The sequence below is a fragment of the Streptomyces sp. NBC_01224 genome (genome assembly GCF_036002945.1).
Taxonomy (GTDB): Bacteria; Actinomycetota; Actinomycetes; order Streptomycetales; family Streptomycetaceae; genus Streptomyces.
The window spans coordinates 8,658,513-8,674,471 of sequence record NZ_CP108529.1 but is presented as its reverse complement, the minus strand read 5'-3'; the positions used below and the strand labels follow the sequence as shown (position 1 = coordinate 8,674,471).

General features: G+C 68.8%; 13 protein-coding genes and 1 pseudogene. 8 read left to right on the top strand and 6 right to left on the bottom strand.

The window, feature by feature from the left end; genetic code table 11:
- Positions 1-462: 462 nt before the first annotated feature.
- Positions 463-840: a hypothetical protein gene (locus OG609_RS39330; RefSeq protein WP_327277180.1), complete on the bottom strand. Its 378-nt coding sequence runs from the start codon at positions 838-840 to the stop codon at positions 463-465.
- A 394-nt stretch (positions 841-1,234) separates the two neighbouring features.
- On the opposite strand from OG609_RS39330, the gene OG609_RS39325 reads away from it, so the two are divergent.
- Positions 1,235-2,185: an SDR family NAD(P)-dependent oxidoreductase gene (locus OG609_RS39325; protein ID WP_327277179.1), complete on the top strand. Its 951-nt coding sequence runs from the start codon at positions 1,235-1,237 to the stop codon at positions 2,183-2,185.
- A gap of 948 nt (positions 2,186-3,133) precedes the next feature.
- On the opposite strand, the gene OG609_RS39320 is transcribed toward OG609_RS39325, so the two are convergent.
- The 3 genes from OG609_RS39320 to OG609_RS39310 form a co-directional block, all read right to left on the bottom strand.
- Positions 3,134-3,271: a hypothetical protein gene (locus tag OG609_RS39320; RefSeq protein WP_327277178.1), complete on the bottom strand. Its 138-nt coding sequence runs from the start codon at positions 3,269-3,271 to the stop codon at positions 3,134-3,136.
- Between the two features lie 221 nt (positions 3,272-3,492).
- Positions 3,493-3,633 (bottom strand): hypothetical protein, encoded by a 141-nt coding sequence (locus OG609_RS39315; protein WP_327277177.1) that lies wholly within the window; start codon positions 3,631-3,633, stop codon positions 3,493-3,495.
- A 122-nt stretch (positions 3,634-3,755) separates the two neighbouring features.
- On the bottom strand, positions 3,756-4,694 hold the full coding sequence (locus OG609_RS39310) for an MFS transporter (RefSeq protein WP_327277176.1): 939 nt from the start codon (positions 4,692-4,694) through the stop codon (positions 3,756-3,758).
- Between OG609_RS39310 and OG609_RS39305 the strand changes: the two are divergent.
- A pseudogene (locus OG609_RS39305) lies at positions 4,597-5,798 on the top strand (transposase). The gene OG609_RS39310 and the pseudogene OG609_RS39305 overlap by 98 nt on opposite strands.
- A gap of 126 nt (positions 5,799-5,924) precedes the next feature.
- Here the strand turns inward: OG609_RS39305 and OG609_RS39300 are convergent.
- Entirely contained in the window at positions 5,925-6,326 is a 402-nt protein-coding gene (locus OG609_RS39300; protein ID WP_327277175.1) for a hypothetical protein, read from the bottom strand.
- Positions 6,327-6,891: 565 nt separating this feature from the next.
- Entirely contained in the window at positions 6,892-7,995 is a 1,104-nt protein-coding gene (locus OG609_RS39295; RefSeq protein WP_327277174.1) for a LacI family DNA-binding transcriptional regulator, read from the bottom strand.
- Between the two features lie 225 nt (positions 7,996-8,220).
- Between OG609_RS39295 and OG609_RS39290 the strand changes: the two genes are divergently transcribed.
- From OG609_RS39290 to OG609_RS39265, 6 genes are read left to right on the top strand one after another with little or no spacing between them, the layout of a single operon-like run.
- Entirely contained in the window at positions 8,221-9,489 is a 1,269-nt protein-coding gene (locus OG609_RS39290) for an ABC transporter substrate-binding protein (RefSeq protein ID WP_327277173.1), read from the top strand.
- A 12-nt stretch (positions 9,490-9,501) separates the two neighbouring features.
- Positions 9,502-10,470, top strand: a complete 969-nt coding sequence (locus OG609_RS39285; protein ID WP_327277172.1) for a carbohydrate ABC transporter permease — start codon at positions 9,502-9,504, stop codon at positions 10,468-10,470.
- Entirely contained in the window at positions 10,457-11,380 is a 924-nt protein-coding gene (locus OG609_RS39280; protein WP_327277171.1) for a carbohydrate ABC transporter permease, read from the top strand. Before OG609_RS39285 ends, OG609_RS39280 begins: the two co-directional genes overlap by 14 nt.
- A gap of 45 nt (positions 11,381-11,425) precedes the next feature.
- Positions 11,426-12,190, top strand: coding sequence for an SDR family NAD(P)-dependent oxidoreductase (locus OG609_RS39275; protein WP_327277170.1), 765 nt, complete (start codon positions 11,426-11,428; stop codon positions 12,188-12,190).
- Positions 12,178-13,968, top strand: coding sequence for a heparinase II/III domain-containing protein (locus OG609_RS39270; protein ID WP_327277169.1), 1,791 nt, complete (start codon positions 12,178-12,180; stop codon positions 13,966-13,968). The genes OG609_RS39275 and OG609_RS39270 overlap by 13 nt, the downstream gene beginning before the upstream one ends.
- A gap of 3 nt (positions 13,969-13,971) precedes the next feature.
- Positions 13,972-15,957, top strand: coding sequence for a hypothetical protein (locus OG609_RS39265; protein WP_327277168.1), 1,986 nt, complete (start codon positions 13,972-13,974; stop codon positions 15,955-15,957).
- Positions 15,958-15,959 lie beyond the last annotated feature (2 nt).

The following is a 15,959-nucleotide window of genomic DNA, read 5'->3' as shown; positions in this document are numbered from 1 at the left end:
GCTCTCTGTCCACTGCTGTCGACGCGGCACCGGCACCGGCACCGGTGGCCTTCCGCCGGGCAGCGGAGACCGCCGCTCAGCAATGGAGACGGTTGCATGTACGGAGAAGCCATGGGGAAATCACGGTATTTCCAGGGTATTCCTTCGCGGTTTAGGTACAGGAGCGCATGGAAAGGCTCTCCGGTTCCACACTTATGACTCGCGCCGGAGACGGGGCACCTCCGACACCGGCTGCGCGAACGGATTCCCCTGCGGGCCGGGCCGACCCGGCGCACTACCTTGAAGGTCGTCTTGAGCAGGGAGTTGGCGCGCTCGCAGACGAAGGATCATTCATCGGAATTCCCGATGCCGGATCGATCCAGGGCATCCGCGGCTGCAATCGGGGTCGGCGGCACATCGACCTGTTGTCGGTGGAGTTTTCCTTCAAGACACCTCGGGGTCCCGGCCAGGCGTGATGCCTGCTCACGTTGTGAGGCCGAGTTCGTGCAGGGCGTCGGCAGGGTGGTTGCGGTAGTGGTCGTGGGCGGCGGCGTTGTTCGTCCACTCGGCAAGGTGGGCGAGGCTGATCGCCAGGCTGCGGAGGGTTGCGAGGACCCGGGGCAGGCTGCCGGTGCGGGCGCGGCAGGCGTCCTCGCCGAAGGTCACGTCTCTGACGAAGTGCTGGGCATCGATGGCCCACTGGCCGCGGACGCAGCGGGCGAGGACGGCGGTGTCGGTGACAGCGGACGGGACGGTGGTGATGCCGGGTTCGGCGTTCGCGTGCGGATCAATAGGAGTTTCAAGAAGACGATGACCAAATGGAGGTCGTCCTGCGGCAGCGGCAGGCGGGTCCTGGTCCACGACACGTATGTCCGGCCCGTACGCGACGTTCCCCCTGCCGGACGGACTGCGGAGCCGGGACAGGACAGCTAGCGCTCCAGCGCGGCCGGGGCGAGGACGAGGACGGGGTCGGCGTCCTTGCCGTCGCGGTGCAGGCAGGCCTGGCCGAGCCGGGCTTCGGCCAGCGCGGGCAGGGTCTTGGCGGACACGCCCAGGGCTCCAGTTGGCCACCGTGACGCTCAGTGGCAACGGTGGGCTGCGACGGGCCAGCACCGCGTCGGCGGGATGTCCGCCCCGTCCGGCGAGGCTGTCGGTGATCCGTAGGCGATGTGTCGGGGGCCGCTGGAACCGTGGGCGTCGAGCCGTCCTACGGGGCAGCCGCAGCCGCCTTCAACAGCAAGGGAGCCCCGCCGCCATGTCGTCCACGTCCTCCAACCCGCCCTGGGATGTTCATCGGCTGCCGCGTGCCGATGGCAGCGTCTTCCTGGTCACCGGCGGCAACGCCGGCATCGGGTACTTCGTCGCCGAGCAGTTGTCCGCAACCGGAGCCACCGTCGTACTGGGCAGCCGGAATCCCGCCAAGGCCGAAGTCGCCGCGGCCTCGATCCGCTCGCGTGTCCCTGGCGCACGGGTGCGGACCGTACAGCTGGACCTTGCCGACCTCTCGTCGCTCAGAACAGCGGTGGAATCACTGGAGGTGGAATACCTCGACGCGGTGGTCCACAACGCCGGCGTCGCGCTCGACGCCCCGCCGCGCAGGGAGACCAGGGACGGTCACGAGCTCATGTTCGGCACGAACCACCTCGGGCACTTCGCGCTGACCCACTGGCTGATGCCACTGCTGTCGGCCGCACCGGCGGCCCGCATCGTGACCATGGGCAGCTTCGCGGCAAAGTCCGAGCGGCTCGACCTCGACGACCTGCAGTCCCGGAAGGACTACCAGCCCAAGCGCACCTACGGACGCTCCAAGCTGGCACAGATGTACTTCGGCCTCGAACTCGACCGCCGTCTGCGCGCCGTCGGAAGCACGGTGGCAAGCGTGGTGGTCCATCCTGGCGGCGCGCTGGACTCCCTCACCCCGTCACGGCCGCCAGTCCATGTGCGGACCGCTGGTGCGCGGCTCTGCGGTGCACCAGCCGCCCTCTTCGTCCAGGGCAAGCACGCCGGTGCATGGCCCGCGGTCCGAGCGGTGCTGGACCCCACCGCGCGCGGAGGGCAGCTGTGGGGACCGCGTGTCTTCAGCCTGCGGGGCAAGCCCCAACGTGAACGGGCGTGGAACCACCTCACCGACACCTCCGTAGCGGCGCGGTTGTGGGACGCCAGCCGTGACCTGACCGGCGTCGACCTCGGCACCATCCTCGGATAGCCCCCGGCGCGCTGACCAACAAGCGTGCTCAGGTTGGCCAACTGTGGCGCTCAGGCACACCGACACGTCCGGGGCTCGCTCGCGTATCCGCGGGGAGGATCGGATGTTCATGCACGCGATGTCGTGCTCAACGACACCGTCGCACGGTGGTCCCCCTGCGCCCGTGGCCGTGCCGGGAGAAAGCCGGCCTTCCTGCGGGGCGAGCGTCTTGTCGACGAAGGCCCGCACAAGCGTGGCCACCTCGGACGCCGTGACGTCCTTCGTCCGGTTGCCGGTCGCGTGACAGCCGCTGCACTCCAGCCGGAACCGGTGGACACCGTGCGTGTTGCTCCAGCTCGCGGGCGTACGACTGCCTGCGGCGGCGACCGTGCCCTGCCGCCCGCAAACGGCCGGGCATTGCACCCGGCCAGGCGATAGTCGGACCTCTCATCAGCGTCTCCAACAGCGCTTCTCGGGCCCGGGTGGAGTCGGCACGGAGCGCGGTGCCGGTGTTGCCACCGGTCCGTTTCTCCGTGCCGCTCGCCGAACCCGCCGTGCGCCTTACAACGCAACGGGCTCTCCACGGTTTCTGCCGTGGCGAGGTGGCTGACGCGGGTGCGGTCCAAACGGAGTCGAGGTAATGCTCGGCGGGCAGCAGGTCGCGGGTGGCGACCATGTGGTGGATCGGCTCGATCATCTCTGCGTCGGTCACCGTGGCGTGGGTGGTCGCGATGTTGGTGATGATGCGTGGCGATGGTCCGTTGAAGCCGTGGACCGCCCCGTATTCGACGGCCGCGCCCTGGTCGTCGGCTTCGTCACAGGTCTCGCTGATATGGACCTTGTAGCCGGTCCACCAGGAACCCTGTTCGAGACCGTAGCGCGCGTCCGTGTCGTACGGGGAGGCCAGCCGGAGTCTGCCCGGCGGGAGGTCTCCGCTCTCCCGTCGGGCAGACTCCGGTCCAACCTCGGTCACGGTGCGGTGGTAGTTCTGTAGCCACACCGCAGCAGGACCTGCAGCGCCGGGAGCTCGCGCAGCCAGGCCGGCGAGTGAGGGGCGTGCACGGCCTCCAGCAGCGTGAACCCGTCGTAGCCGTAGACCAGGGCCATCTCCTCACGCCTGGCCTTGGAAGCGGGCGGGTGCCAGGAGTTGGTCCGTGGGCCGTGCCGTCAGTCCCGCCGGGTACGGAATAAGCCGGCAGGATCGATGACAGCGTGAGTTCAGCGTGACTGAGGTGCTGTCACTGGGAACCCACGGCGTCTTCGGCAGGCAGGCATGAAAGTGCGGTGGGTCCGTTCCCGCTGAATCGGCAGGTCCTTTACCACTGGGCTCACTCGGCGCGCTGTCCGACACAGAGGACGCTCAGGTAACGGCGTGATGCCCGGTCGCCCATCCGTGTGCGGATGCGCTCGGCGACGGCGTCGAGCAGGGGCTCGCGGACGTCGCGGTCGAGCCTCCGGTACAGCGACAACGAGCGAAGGTGATCGGCACGGGTCGGCGCCTCTAGCGCCTTCCAACTGTTGAGGCCGTCCGTGTAGAACGGTGTGCCCCGGAGCGGGCATCGACCCCGGGGACACCATGAGGAGGGACCAGTCAAGCCTTGGACTTCTCCGGGTCGGCCGAGGCCGACGCCGCCATCATGGGGGCGAGCCGGGCGGGGCTACGCGTGGTTCCCAGATGCCAGAGGAGGGTGAGGGCGGTGATGCCGGCGGCCACCGGCCCGAGTTCGGCCGGGGCAAGTCCGAACCATTCTTGTGCCAGGCCACCGAGGCCGCCGCCGAGGGCGACGCCGATGTAGAGCGCGGAGGCGTTGAGGCCGAGCAGGACCGGTGCGGCGGCAGGGCTGAGAGCGATGAGCCGGTGCTGCTGGGGGACGACGATGGCGCCGCCGGTCACGCCCCAGACTGCCGCCCAGACCAGGGTGGGGACGAGGGCGCGGGTCGCCAGCGGGGTCAGGGCCAGTGCGAGAGTCGCGAGGACGAGGGTGCCGGCGAGGACGCGTGTGGAGTCGTGACGGTCGACCAGGCGTCCGGCGATGATGTTCCCGGCCAGGGTGCCGACGCCCCAGACCAGCAGGATCAGGGCCAGGGTCGACTCGTTGCCGCCGGTAGCCTCCCGCAGAGCCGGGGCGATGTAGGTGTAGAGGGTGTAGACGCCGAGGAAGGCGAGGGAGGTGACCGCCAGCAGGGCCAGTACGCGGCCTTGCTTGAGTGGACGAAGGCGGTCGGACAGCGCGGCGGCGGGGAGCATCACCCTGGGGAGGCCCACGGCGATGCCGACGGCCGCCAGCAGGCCGATCCCGGCGACGGCCCACAGGGTGATGTGCCAGTCGGTACGGCCGATCAGCGTGCCGAGAGGCAGACCCAGCGCGGTCGCCAACGTCAGGCCGCCCAGTACGAAGGCCAGGGCCCGGCCGCGGCGTTCCGGCGGAGCGATGACCGCCGCGGTGCTGGAGGCGGCGGAGGTGATGATGCCCGCGCCGCCGTCGTCGTACACCGCGGCGGCCGAGCGGTACCTCACCGGCGCGGGCATCGCGAAGCCCTCCGCACGGATCTACCGGATCTCGCTGACGACGTTGGGGATGCTCGCCGGCGAACCGGCGCCGACCGGACCCGCCCGCCGGGGCGCGAAGCCGCCCGTCTTCCCCGTCACCGCGATCGACGACCCGGCACTGCCGGAGGTCCTGGCCGAACCGGCGGCAGGGCGGGCAGACGAGATGGACGCCGACACCGTCTACCGGGAACTGTCCATCGCACGCAAGGCAATCGGCTGGTGGCAGCGCCAGGCCTGGATCGTCGGCGATCCGACGATCGGCATCGAGCGGCGGCCGGCACCGCCGGACCGCACCGAGGCCCTCTCCGAGAACCGGATCGCCGCCCTGTCGCGCCTGGACGTCGCCCTGCGGGAGAAGATGTTCTGGAAGATGCTCTACGAGTCCGCCGCTCGCGCCGATGAGGTGCTGTGTCTGAACGCGGAAGACCTGTACCCGCAGGACAAGCGCGGCAGGATCACCGCCAAGGGTGGGGCGACCGAGTGGATCCACTGGCAGTCCGGCACAACTCAGCTCCTGCCCCGACCGATCGCCCGCCGCACCCGCGGCCCGCTGTTCCTCACCGACCGCAAGGCCCCGGCCGGAACACCGACGCTCGACGTGCGCCCCGAGGCAGGCCGGGCCCGGCTCTCATACCGCCGCGCCGCAGAGATCGTCGGCGGCACCGGGTTGATCAGCGAGCCTCTGCCCGACTCGATCCAGAACTCGTGGAAGCGGCGGAGCACGGCCGAGAAGGCGATCGAGGCGTTCGCGAAGACCTACGGTGCCAAGTGGCCCAAGGCAGTCGCGAAGATCAACGACGATCAGGAGGAACTGCTGGCGTTCTACGACTTCCCGGCGAGCACTGGATCCATCTGCGGACCACGAATCCGATCGAGGCGACGTTCTCCACGATCAAGCTGCGGACCGAGGTCACCCGCGGAGCCGGCAACCCGGCCGCCGCCCTGGCCATGGTGTTCAAACTGGTCGAGTCCGCCCAGGCCCGATGGCGCGCGATCACCGCAGCCCACCTCGTGTCCCTCGTACGCGCGGGCGCCCGCTTCGAGAACGGCGTCCTGGTCGAGCGCGCCGACGTGGCGGCATGACCGCACCGCCTGGCCGAGCGCGCCGACATGGCGACATGACCACATCGCCCGGCCGAGCTCTGCCTGGCACGACTGGAGATCCGCCCCTCCGGCCCGCGGCCCCCTCGCGCCTGCCGATCAAACGACTCACCGATCACTTATCAACGTGACGAATCGGCCAAAGGTCTCGTCCCCTGCGCGACTGTCGCCGAGCTCCGCGCACAGCGCAGGGAACTCGGCCCACGCCTCCCCCGCGACGACCCACCGCACAAAGCTGCTCCGCCCATCGTGGATGCGCACCTCGTCAACCCACTGGTCGAGGCCGTCACCCATGGAGTAGACGAAGAAGTGCGCGTCCTCCATGGCCGGTGCCAGGAGGTTGATGAGCTGGTGCAGGTTGCGGATGTCGATGTAGCAGACGTCCGACAGCATCTCCAGGCAGAGGTAGTCAGCCTCCGGTGGGCCCAGGTCGAAGTTCCATCCTCTCCCATGGGCCTTCTGGTTGAGCAGATGGACCGGCCAGGTCTGCCTGGGCATCTCGGCAGTCACCAGTGCCAGCGTTTCCTCGACCAAAGACCGCCACCCCGGACGTACTCGGACAAACGTCGTGGATAGGTCGGGCCACGGCGACACTTGAGGGAAACGCAACCGGAACCGCCCGTACCAACGATCACCGCGCCTGGTGACAAACGTCCCGGATGGCTCGACCGGATGAGGCTCTCTCATGGGCTGAGCATAGAGACACCGCCGTCGGACCCCTGAAGTCCCGCGTCCCGTCGGCAAACCCTTCCGAGCCGGCAGGCCAGGCTCGAGCACAAGGCTTTCATCAGGACTCAGCGAGACACTGCTACCTCACACATCACCTGACCCACAACTCTTGACAATTGTTCCCGCTCTTCCCTTCTCATCGAAGACCAGCCAGAGCGCTGCCCCTGCTCCTTCAGGCACTCGCCCCCAGCGTGGCAGCCTGATCGACTGGATGTCCCGAGATGCTCCGTCCAACTCCGTTGCGCTCCTTCGTCATGCGGATGCGCAATGAGCAATGAGCAACGGTTGGGCCGGGCAGGTGATGTATACAGCAGCGGCGTGCCGCACCGCAGTCCGGCCAACGCCTCTATGCCGTCCGGTCCGCCACCCGCCGCCCGGGTCCACTCGGTCCGGGGATCGCGGCGGCCACGCCGGCCGGAGCCGTCGACTCCCGTACGACCAGTCTCGGCCGGATGAGCAGCGACCGTCCCGCCGCGGGCGCCGAGTCGATCCGCGCCCGCAGCTGCTGGAAAGTCTCCGCGGCCATCTCCGGCAGTGGCTGGCGGACCGTCGTGAGCGGGGGCTCGAAGAGGTCGGCGAGGAGGATGTCGTCGAAGCCGACCACGGAGACGTCCTGCCCCGCACTGCGCCCGGCGTCCTTGGCGCCCCGGCAGATCCCGATCGCGCACATGTCGTTGATGGCGACGAACGCGGTGGGCGGGCGCGGCCCGCCGAGGAGTTCCCTGGCCGCGCTCCGTCCCAGTTCGGCGGCGTCCTTGTCACCGAACTCGGCGGTGTCGGCACCGGGCCAGACGATCGCGTCGGCCGGGTCGAGACCGGCCGACTCCAGGGCGGCCCGGAAGCCGCGCAGCCGCTCACGGCGGTTGACGCTGTTGACCGAGCCGGAGACGAACGCCAGTCGGCGGTGGCCGAGTTCGATCAGATGACGGGTGGCGAGCTCGGCACCCATCGCGTTGTCGACGCTGATGGAGGCCAGCGACGGCGGGTCGCCCGCCTGTGCGGTGCGGTCGAAGGCGACCATCTTCAGTCCGCGGCTGAGCAGCGGTGTCACATGGTCGAGTGAGGGAAGCGAGGAGCAGAGCACCACTCCGCTGACCCCGTCGGCGAGCAGCTCCTCGCCGTACTTGAGCTCGCGGGCGGGATCGCGCTCGCTGTTGCAGAGCAGTACGTGGTAGCCCTCGGCGAGCGCGATGGCCTCCAGCTCACGGGCGAGCGCCCCCCAGAACGGGTTGGCGACGGACGGCACAATGAGACCGATGACCTTGATGCGGCCCGTTCGCAGCATCCGGGCCGCGCGGTTGGGCCGGTAGCTGAGCTGCTCGATCACCTGCTCCACGCGGGCCAGCGTGGCCGCCTGCATACGGTCCGTACGCCCGTTGAGGACGTTGGAGACCGTGCTCGCGGAGACCCCTGCGGCCTCCGCGACCTGATGGATCGTTACCCCGCTCATGCCACCTCCGGTTCGGAACGCATCTGACCTTAACAGTGTATCGATTTACTGGACTCGGTTCACCGGTACACCGTTAACATCCCTGAAAATTCATGTGCATCAGCTGTTGACGTCCCTCTCGGGGCGTTCCTAGCATCAGTGCATCGATTTACCAGCGCTTCTCAGCCATGGCTGGGTTGCCATCGCTGGATCGATCCACAATCTCCACCTCAAAAGGGGTGTCCCATGGAACTCAAAAGACGGTCGCTGCTTGCTGCCATCGGCGCCGGCACCGCTGCCGCCGCCCTCAGTGCGTGCGGCACCGGCACTTCGACGGCCGGCTCCGCCAACGGCCCAGCCGAAGGCGAGATCACGCTGCTCACCCCGATCTACGAAGGTGCCGACGGCAAGACGCTGTTGGAGAAGGAGATCCTGGGCGGGTTCCGGAAGAAGTACCCGGACGTCAAGGTGAACGTGGACTACACCACGTACGATCAGCTCAACGAGAAGATCACCACGGGGCTCGCGGGCGGACTGCTGCCCGACGTGCTGATGATGGGCGTGGGCTGGATCCCGCCGTTCGCCGCGAAGAAGGCGATCGCGGAGCTGCCCGAGAAGTTCGCCGCCGCGCACGACTACGAGAAGCGGGTCCTCGAACCGTCCCGGTACGACGGCAAGTTGTACGCACTGCCCGTCGTCCTCGACACCCGCATCGTCGTCTACCGCAAGGACCACTTCGCCGAGGCAGGTATCAAGAAGACCCCGGCGAACTGGGCCGAACTGCGCGCCGTGGCCAAGCAGCTCACGAAGGACGGCCGGATCGGGTTCGACCCGTTCTCCATCCATCTGCGCCAGTGCTGGGAGACCTTCCTCTTCGCCAACGGCGGCCAGCTGTTCAGCGCGGACGGCAAGAAGGTGCTGTTCACCGACGCCCGCGGGGTCGAGGCGCTGCAGTTCTTCAAGGATCTGATCAAGGACGGCTCTGCCGTCTACGCCAAGAAGACGGACCTCGGGGCCCCGACCAACGTACAGACCGGCAAGGCGTCGATGATGATGACGTCCAGTGCACTGTGGAGGCAGGTCGGCGAACAGACGCCGGACCTGATCAAGGACGACAAGCTCGGGGCGTTCATCCTCGCCAACCGCAAGCCCGCGATGCTCCAGGGCGGCACCCTTGTCACCCAGTCAGCCAGTTCCAAGCACCCGGCGGCGGCCCGTGCCCTCGTCGAGTACCTCGCGACGCCCGAGTCGATCCTCGGTGCGGCCAAGCAGCGAGGTTCGGTTCCCGGGCTGAAGGATCTCAGCGACTCCAGCTATGTGAAGGAGAACAAGTTCGTCGATCTCTCCCTGCAGAGCATGGGCGACGCGTGCTCGGAGGGTGGCACCGCTGCCTGGATGGAGATCCGCGAAAAGATCAAGCCCACGCTGGAGCCCGCCATCGTGGGCGGCCAGTCAGCGAAGGACGCCATCGCGGAACTCGGCCGGCTCGCCGAGGCCGCCATCGGCCGAATGTAAGGACCCGTCACTGTGGGAGCGACATCCGTAGTGAAGGCGAGGCCCGCGCGGCCGCCTTCCCCGACCGAGCACACGGTCGCGAAGAAACGTACCGGCCGGGCACCCACCGGTCCGGGGCGCCGCAGGCAACGCGCCGGCATGCTGATGGTGGCGCCCGCGCTGCTGCACGCCTCGCTCTGGATCGGCCTGCCGGTCGTCGCGTCGGTGGTTCTGGCCTTCACGAAGTACGACGTGCTGACGGCGCCGCAGTTCGTGGGCCTGGACAACTTCCGGGACATGCTGGACGACGCGGTGTTCCGCAAGTCCATCGTCAACACCGTCGTCTACACCTTCTTCACCGTGCCGTTCGGCATGCTGCTGGGGCTGCTCGTGGCCCTGGCGCTGCACACCGGGCTGAGGGCGCGGGGCATCTTCCGTACCGCGGTCTTCATTCCCCAGGTGACGGCGACCGTCGCGATCGCCCTGGTCTGGCTGTGGATCTACAACCCGGGCAACGGGCTGCTGAACACACTTCTGTCGTTCCTCGGGATCCAAGGCCCGGCCTGGCTGTCGTCAACATCGTGGGCGATGCCTTCGGTGATCCTGGTCGGCATCTGGCAGGGCATCGGCATGAAGATGCTCATCTACCTGGCCGCGCTTCAGTCCCTGCCGAAAGAGCTGTACGAGGCGGCTTCGGTGGACGGCGCTTCCAAGGTGCGGCAGTTCTTCTCGATCACCCTGCCGCTGCTGAAGCCCGCGACGTTCTTCGTGCTCATCACGTCGATGATCAGCGCGTTCCAGTCGTTCGACCAGATCTACATCCTGACCGACGGCGGCCCGGCCAACAGCACCACGATGATGACGTTCGAGATCTACAAGTCCGCCTTCCGGGAGTTCCGCATCGGCTACGCCTGTGCGCAGTCACTGGTGCTGTTCGTCCTACTGATGGGCTTCACCCTGGTCAACCGGCGGATCATGGGAGGCACCCGTGGCCACAACTGAGCTGCACAGGCCCGGGGCACTGGAGAAGGCCCGGCCCCGGACGAAGGGCAAGCCGCTCTCCGTCGGCCGGATCGCGCTCTATCTGACGCTCACCGTCGTCTCGCTGCTGATGGTGGTGCCGTTCGTCTGGATGGTGCTCACCTCACTCAAGACGCCGGTCGAGATCGCCTCGCAGGACGCCGGACTGCTGCCGGAACACTGGGATTTCGGAAACTATGTCGACGCACTGAAGGCGGCGCCGTTCGCGACGTACGCACGCAACAGCTTCATCATCGCGTTCAGCCACACCCTCATCAATGTGGTGGTGGCGTCGATGGCCGGGTATGCGCTGGCAAGGATCAGGTTCCGGGGCAGCGAGTTCATCTTCTACGCCTTCGTCGCCGCGCTGATGATCCCGACGTACACCAAGGTGCTGCCCGAGTTCCTGATCGTCCGCTTCATGCCGCTGGCCGGCGGGAACGACCTCTTCGGCCAGGGCGGCAGCGGCTGGCTGGACTCCTGGTGGGCGCTCATCATTCCCGGCGCCGTCACCCCGTTCGCCGTCTTCCTCTTCCGCCAGTTCTATCTCGATCTCCCGGTGGAGCTGGAGGAGGCGGCCAGGCTCGACGGTCTGGGCGAGTTCAGGATCTACGCCCGGATCATGACGCCGCAGGTCAAGCCCGCGCTCACCACGGTGGCGCTGCTGACCTTCGAGTCGTCGTGGAACAACTTCCTCTGGCCACTGCTGGTGACCCGCACGGACAGCCTGCGGGTGATCCAGGTCGGACTCTCCGTCTTCAAGACGGAGAACGGCCCCCAGTGGCACTTCCTGATGGCCGGCACCACGCTGGCCACCCTTCCCATGGTCGTTCTCTTCCTCATCGGCCAGCGCTATTTCGTGCAGGGATTCGCAACTGCCGGTCTCAAGTGACCGGTTCCGGCCCCCAGCGGCCGGTCATCGAAAGGTTTTCACTTCATGTCTGCTGATCTCAACGGCTCCCGCGCACTGGTGACAGGGGCGGGCCACGGAATCGGCCGCGCCATCGCTGTCGCTCTTGCCGAGGCCGGCGCCGATGTCGCCGTCCACTACCACTCCTCCGGCGACGAGGCCGCGAAGACGGTCTCCGCGATCGAGGCGCTGGGCCGCAGGGCGAAAGCGTTCAAGGCCGATGTCACCGTGACGGGCGATGTGGACCGGCTCGTCGAGGAGGCGGCCGGCTTCCTCGGCGGCCTGGACGTCCTGGTCTGCAACGCGGGCCACCTGATCGGCCGGGCCACGATCGCCGAGATGTCCGACGACCACTTCGAACAGGTCATCTCCACCAATCTGACGTCGACTTTCCGCACCGTGCGGGCCGCGCTGCCGCAGCTGACGAAGTCGTCGGCCGGTCGCATCATCACCATGTCCTCGCTGGCCGCGCACAACGGCGGCGGCCCCGGCTCGGTCGCCTACGCGGCGGCCAAGGCCGGTGTCCGCGGCTTCACCAAGGGCCTGGCCAAGGAACTCGGCGGCACAGGCATCACGGTCAACACCGTGGCGCCCGGCTTCATCAAGGGCACCGCCTTCCACGACACGTTCACCGCGCCCGAGGCGCAGCAGGCCATGGAGGCGGGCATCCCGGTCGGCCGGGCCGGCACCCCGGAGGACGTCGCCGCCGCGGTCGTGCATCTGGCGTCGCCGTCGTCCGGCTTCCTCACCGCCACCACGGTGGACATCGACGGTGGCGTGTGGCCGCGTTGAGGCGCATCGCCCGGGAGCGCGGCGGCTGGTGGCACGCGTACGTCTGCCCGGCGCACGGTGTGGAACTCGACCACGGTGACCTGCTCGCCGGGGTCTTCCCGGCGGGCGGTGCGCCGTGTGCGTACGGCTGCCGGGTGGACGACGAGGCGGTGCGCGGCGCCTGGCTGGTGCTGTCGCACCAGGCGTGGGCGCGGCACCTGCGGGTGCTCGCCCACCGGGGCGAGCGTGCTCAGGCGGTGGAGCGGCTCGTCGAGTACGCCGGTCTGTACGCCGAGCTCGCCACCGAACGGCACGGCGAGGCACAGACCTGGATGCTGCGCGGCCGGCTCTTCCATCAGGCGCTGACCGACGCCATCTGGGCTGTCAACATCGGGCACACCGTGATCACGCTCGCCGAGGAATCCACGGAACATCTGGCGGCGGTGCTGCCGCTCCTCGACGACCTGGAGCGGGCCGCGCTGGACGCCCGGAACGTGCTGACCGGTCAGGGCCACCTCGCCTCCAATTACACCGCGTGGCTCAACGCGGCCGGTGTGGCGGCGAGTCGGGGTGCCGCTGCGGCCCGTGGCCAGGAGTGGGACGGCGCCGAGCAGTGGCTGGAGGGCGAGCACGGGCTGTATGCGCATCTGCGGGTCGCGGTCGCCGATGACGGCTGGGAGTGGGAGGGCAGCACCTACTACCACGGGTTCGTGCTGCGGGCCGCACTGCTGGCGCTGCGCTGCACCGACCCTGCGGCCGTTCCGTCCGATGTGGTGAATGTACTGGCCGCGATGACGGACGTACTGGCGACGATCGCCACTCCGGGCGGCATTCTGCCCGCACTGCACGACGGCCCGTATCTGCGCGGTCCGCTCGCGCTGGAGTGGCTCGAACTTGTGGCACTGGCACAGCAGTTGGTTCCTTCCCCCGCTCTCGATGCGGTGGCAGGGCGGGCCCGCGCCGAACTCGGCGCACATGACGACGGGCTCGACCGCGAGCTGGGCGGATGGTTCGCGGGACCCCCGCTGCCGGAGCGTCCGGCGCCGACGCCGGTCACGGTGTTCCCCACCGCCGGATACGCGGTGCTGCACCACGCGGGCGTCCACGCACTGCTGGACTTCGGTCCGCACGGCGGCTCGCACGGGCACCGCGACAAACTGTCGCTGTATCTGTACGGGAACACCACCCCGTGGCAGCCCGACCCAGGTCAAGTGCCTTACGCCCATGCCGAGTTCCGTGATCTGTACGCATCGACCGAGGCGCACCCCACTTTTCGGGTGGACGGCGCGGAACAGGCCGAGTGCACCGGGAGGTTGCTCGGCTGGGACGGCTCCTGCGTCACTGCCGAGGTGACGACTGCGTACGAAGGTGTGCGCGCGGTGCGGCAGGTCGCGCTCGGCGACAGCTATCTGGTCGACCTGCTGACCGTGGCCGCCGAGGACGAACGACAGCTCACCGCACAGCTGCGTCCCGGTGTCGCGCTGGACATCCAGCTCCAGGCCGCGGGTCCGGTGCGCACCACCTGGTACGGCGACGAGACCCTGCACGGCTGGCACACCCACACCCTCGGCGCGGCCGTGCGTCCGCTCACCCGGCCCGGCCCCGGCCCGGCCGACGATCCGCAGCGCATGCGTACCCGGGTCGACTTCATCGCGAAGTCGGACCGGATCATATTCGCCTCGGTGTATCAGGCGGCGTCGGCGGGCCCTGCCGTCACCGACGTACAGCTGGACGGTGACGGACTGCTGACGGTCGCGCTGGCAGACGGCAGCACCGCACGGTTCCGGACGGAGGACTGACCCTTGTTGCTCTCGGCGACCCCGCCGCCCGGTCCGCGCCCCGCGCAGGAGGTGCGGTTGTACGAAGAGGCCGCCCGCCACCGCGGGCTGACCCCGCCCCGTACGCACCCTCTGGCCAGCATCACCTGGCTGGGCCCGGCCGCCTCCAACCCTGCGCTGGCCTACCGGGTCGGCGGCGACCCCGCCCATCTGGCGGAGAGCCGCCGCTGGATCGAGGCCGCGGTGCGGCTGCCGCACTGGGGCAAGGCCCATATGCCGGACCACGATCTGGACGCAGGCTGGCTGCTGCACCATCTGTCGCTCGCGTACCGGTGGATCGGCGACGATCTGCCGGACGGGGTGCGGGCACTACTGCGGTACAAGCTGCTGCTCCAGGGGCGGCGGATGTACGAATTCGCGGTGGCGAGCGAGGGCGGCTGGTGGTCGTCGTCGTACTGGCAGAACCACAACTGGATCTGTTATGCGGGTCTGGCGACGGCCGGATATGTGCTGGGCAAGGAGGAATGGACCGAGCGTGCCAAGGACAACCTCGGCACGGTCCTCGATCTGATGCCCGAGGACGGCTCGCACGCCGAGGGTGTCGTGTACTGGCGCTACGGCGTGCCCTTTCTCGCCATCCATCTGGATCTTCTCCAGGAGGCGGAGGGCATCGACTGGTGGGGGCGGGGCGGTTTCCTCTCCCGTACCTTCCGCTACCGGCTGCACCAGACCGCCCCCGGCTTCGCGTTCAATGTGGACCACGGCGACTGCCACGACCGGCGCAGCGGGCACAGCGCCGCTCTGTACTACCGTCTCGCCGCGCAGTACGGCATCCCGGAGGCACAGTGGATGGGCGATCTCGCCTCGGGTGAACTGCTGTGGCAGGAAGCAGCGGAGAGCGGGGTTCGGCCCGGGATTTTGCCGGAGGCCTACCTCGAATACCTCTGGTACGACCCGTCCGTGGCCGGCACCCGCCCCACCGAGACCAGGGCCTTCTTCCCGGACCTCGGTCTGCTCGCGGCCCGTACCGGCTGGGACGACGACGCCACGCTCGTCTCGTTCAAGGCAAGCCCCGGAGGTGGCCACAAGGCGTGGGAGACTTCGGCGAAGCACCGGGCCGACCGGGGCTGGGAAACCCTCAACCAGGGTCACCACCACCCCGATTCGGGCTCGTTCGTGCTGGTCTCGCAGGGTGCGTTCCTCGCGGTCGACGAGGGTTACAGCAACCGCAAGCAGGCCGCGCACCACAATCTGCTGCTGGTGGACGGACAGGGGTACGCGGACGAGGACCGCTACCACGTCTACAAGGACATCCCGTACGAGCGGCAGGCCCGGCAGCGAGATGTGCTCGCCGCCCCCGACTGCGGCTGGGCGCATGCCACGGCGGAGATCGCGGCGATGTACGACCCCGCTCTCGGGGTGCGGCGGCTGGACCGGACGCTGGTGTTCACCCCGTCGGGGCGGCTCGTACTGCTGGACCTCGCCGAGGCGGACGCGGAGCGGGAATGGACGTTCCTGCTCCAGACCGACCGGCCGACCGAGCCACAGCCGGACGGCAGTCGGCTGATCCGGTCCGGGGCGGCCTCGGCGCTGGTGCGGCAGTTCGCGCCGCTCGACGGCTCCGTAGTCTCCGAGGCCACGGAGGTCGAGGCCAATCCGACGTCGAGTACGCCGGAGCTGCGCCTCACCCGCACGCTGCACACGCTGCGTTCGACGACCGCCCGGACGTCGAACGGTCTCTTCCTCACCGTGATCACCCCGGGCGGCGGACCGGTCGCCGCCGAGCGGGTCGTGTGCGTGGAGGGCGAGGGCATCACCTTCGGCGAGGAGACCGTGCTCCTCTCCCCCGTCGCCCGACGCATCCGCACCACCGCCGTCTCGGCCGATGCGGCGGCGGTGCTGCTCGGCGGCGACGGCTGCGCGCCGTATGTGGTGGCGGCCACCCGGCTGGAGCTGGACGGCCGCGTGCTGCTCGATGCCCCGGAGCCGTACACAGGAAAGGTCGGCTGATC

What these genes read in the sequence shown, in the direction of transcription:
- OG609_RS39325 (WP_327277179.1), top strand. Translation starts at nt 1,235, where the DNA reads ATGTCGTCCACGTCCTCCAACCCGCCCTGGGATGTTCATCGGCTGCCG.
- OG609_RS39320 (WP_327277178.1), bottom strand. Translation starts at nt 3,271, where the DNA reads ATGGCCCTGGTCTACGGCTACGACGGGTTCACGCTGCTGGAGGCCGTG.
- OG609_RS39310 (WP_327277176.1), bottom strand. Translation starts at nt 4,694, where the DNA reads ATGCCCGCGCCGGTGAGGTACCGCTCGGCCGCCGCGGTGTACGACGAC.
- OG609_RS39295 (WP_327277174.1), bottom strand. Translation starts at nt 7,995, where the DNA reads ATGAGCGGGGTAACGATCCATCAGGTCGCGGAGGCCGCAGGGGTCTCC.
- OG609_RS39290 (WP_327277173.1), top strand. Translation starts at nt 8,221, where the DNA reads ATGGAACTCAAAAGACGGTCGCTGCTTGCTGCCATCGGCGCCGGCACC.
- OG609_RS39275 (WP_327277170.1), top strand. Translation starts at nt 11,426, where the DNA reads ATGTCTGCTGATCTCAACGGCTCCCGCGCACTGGTGACAGGGGCGGGC.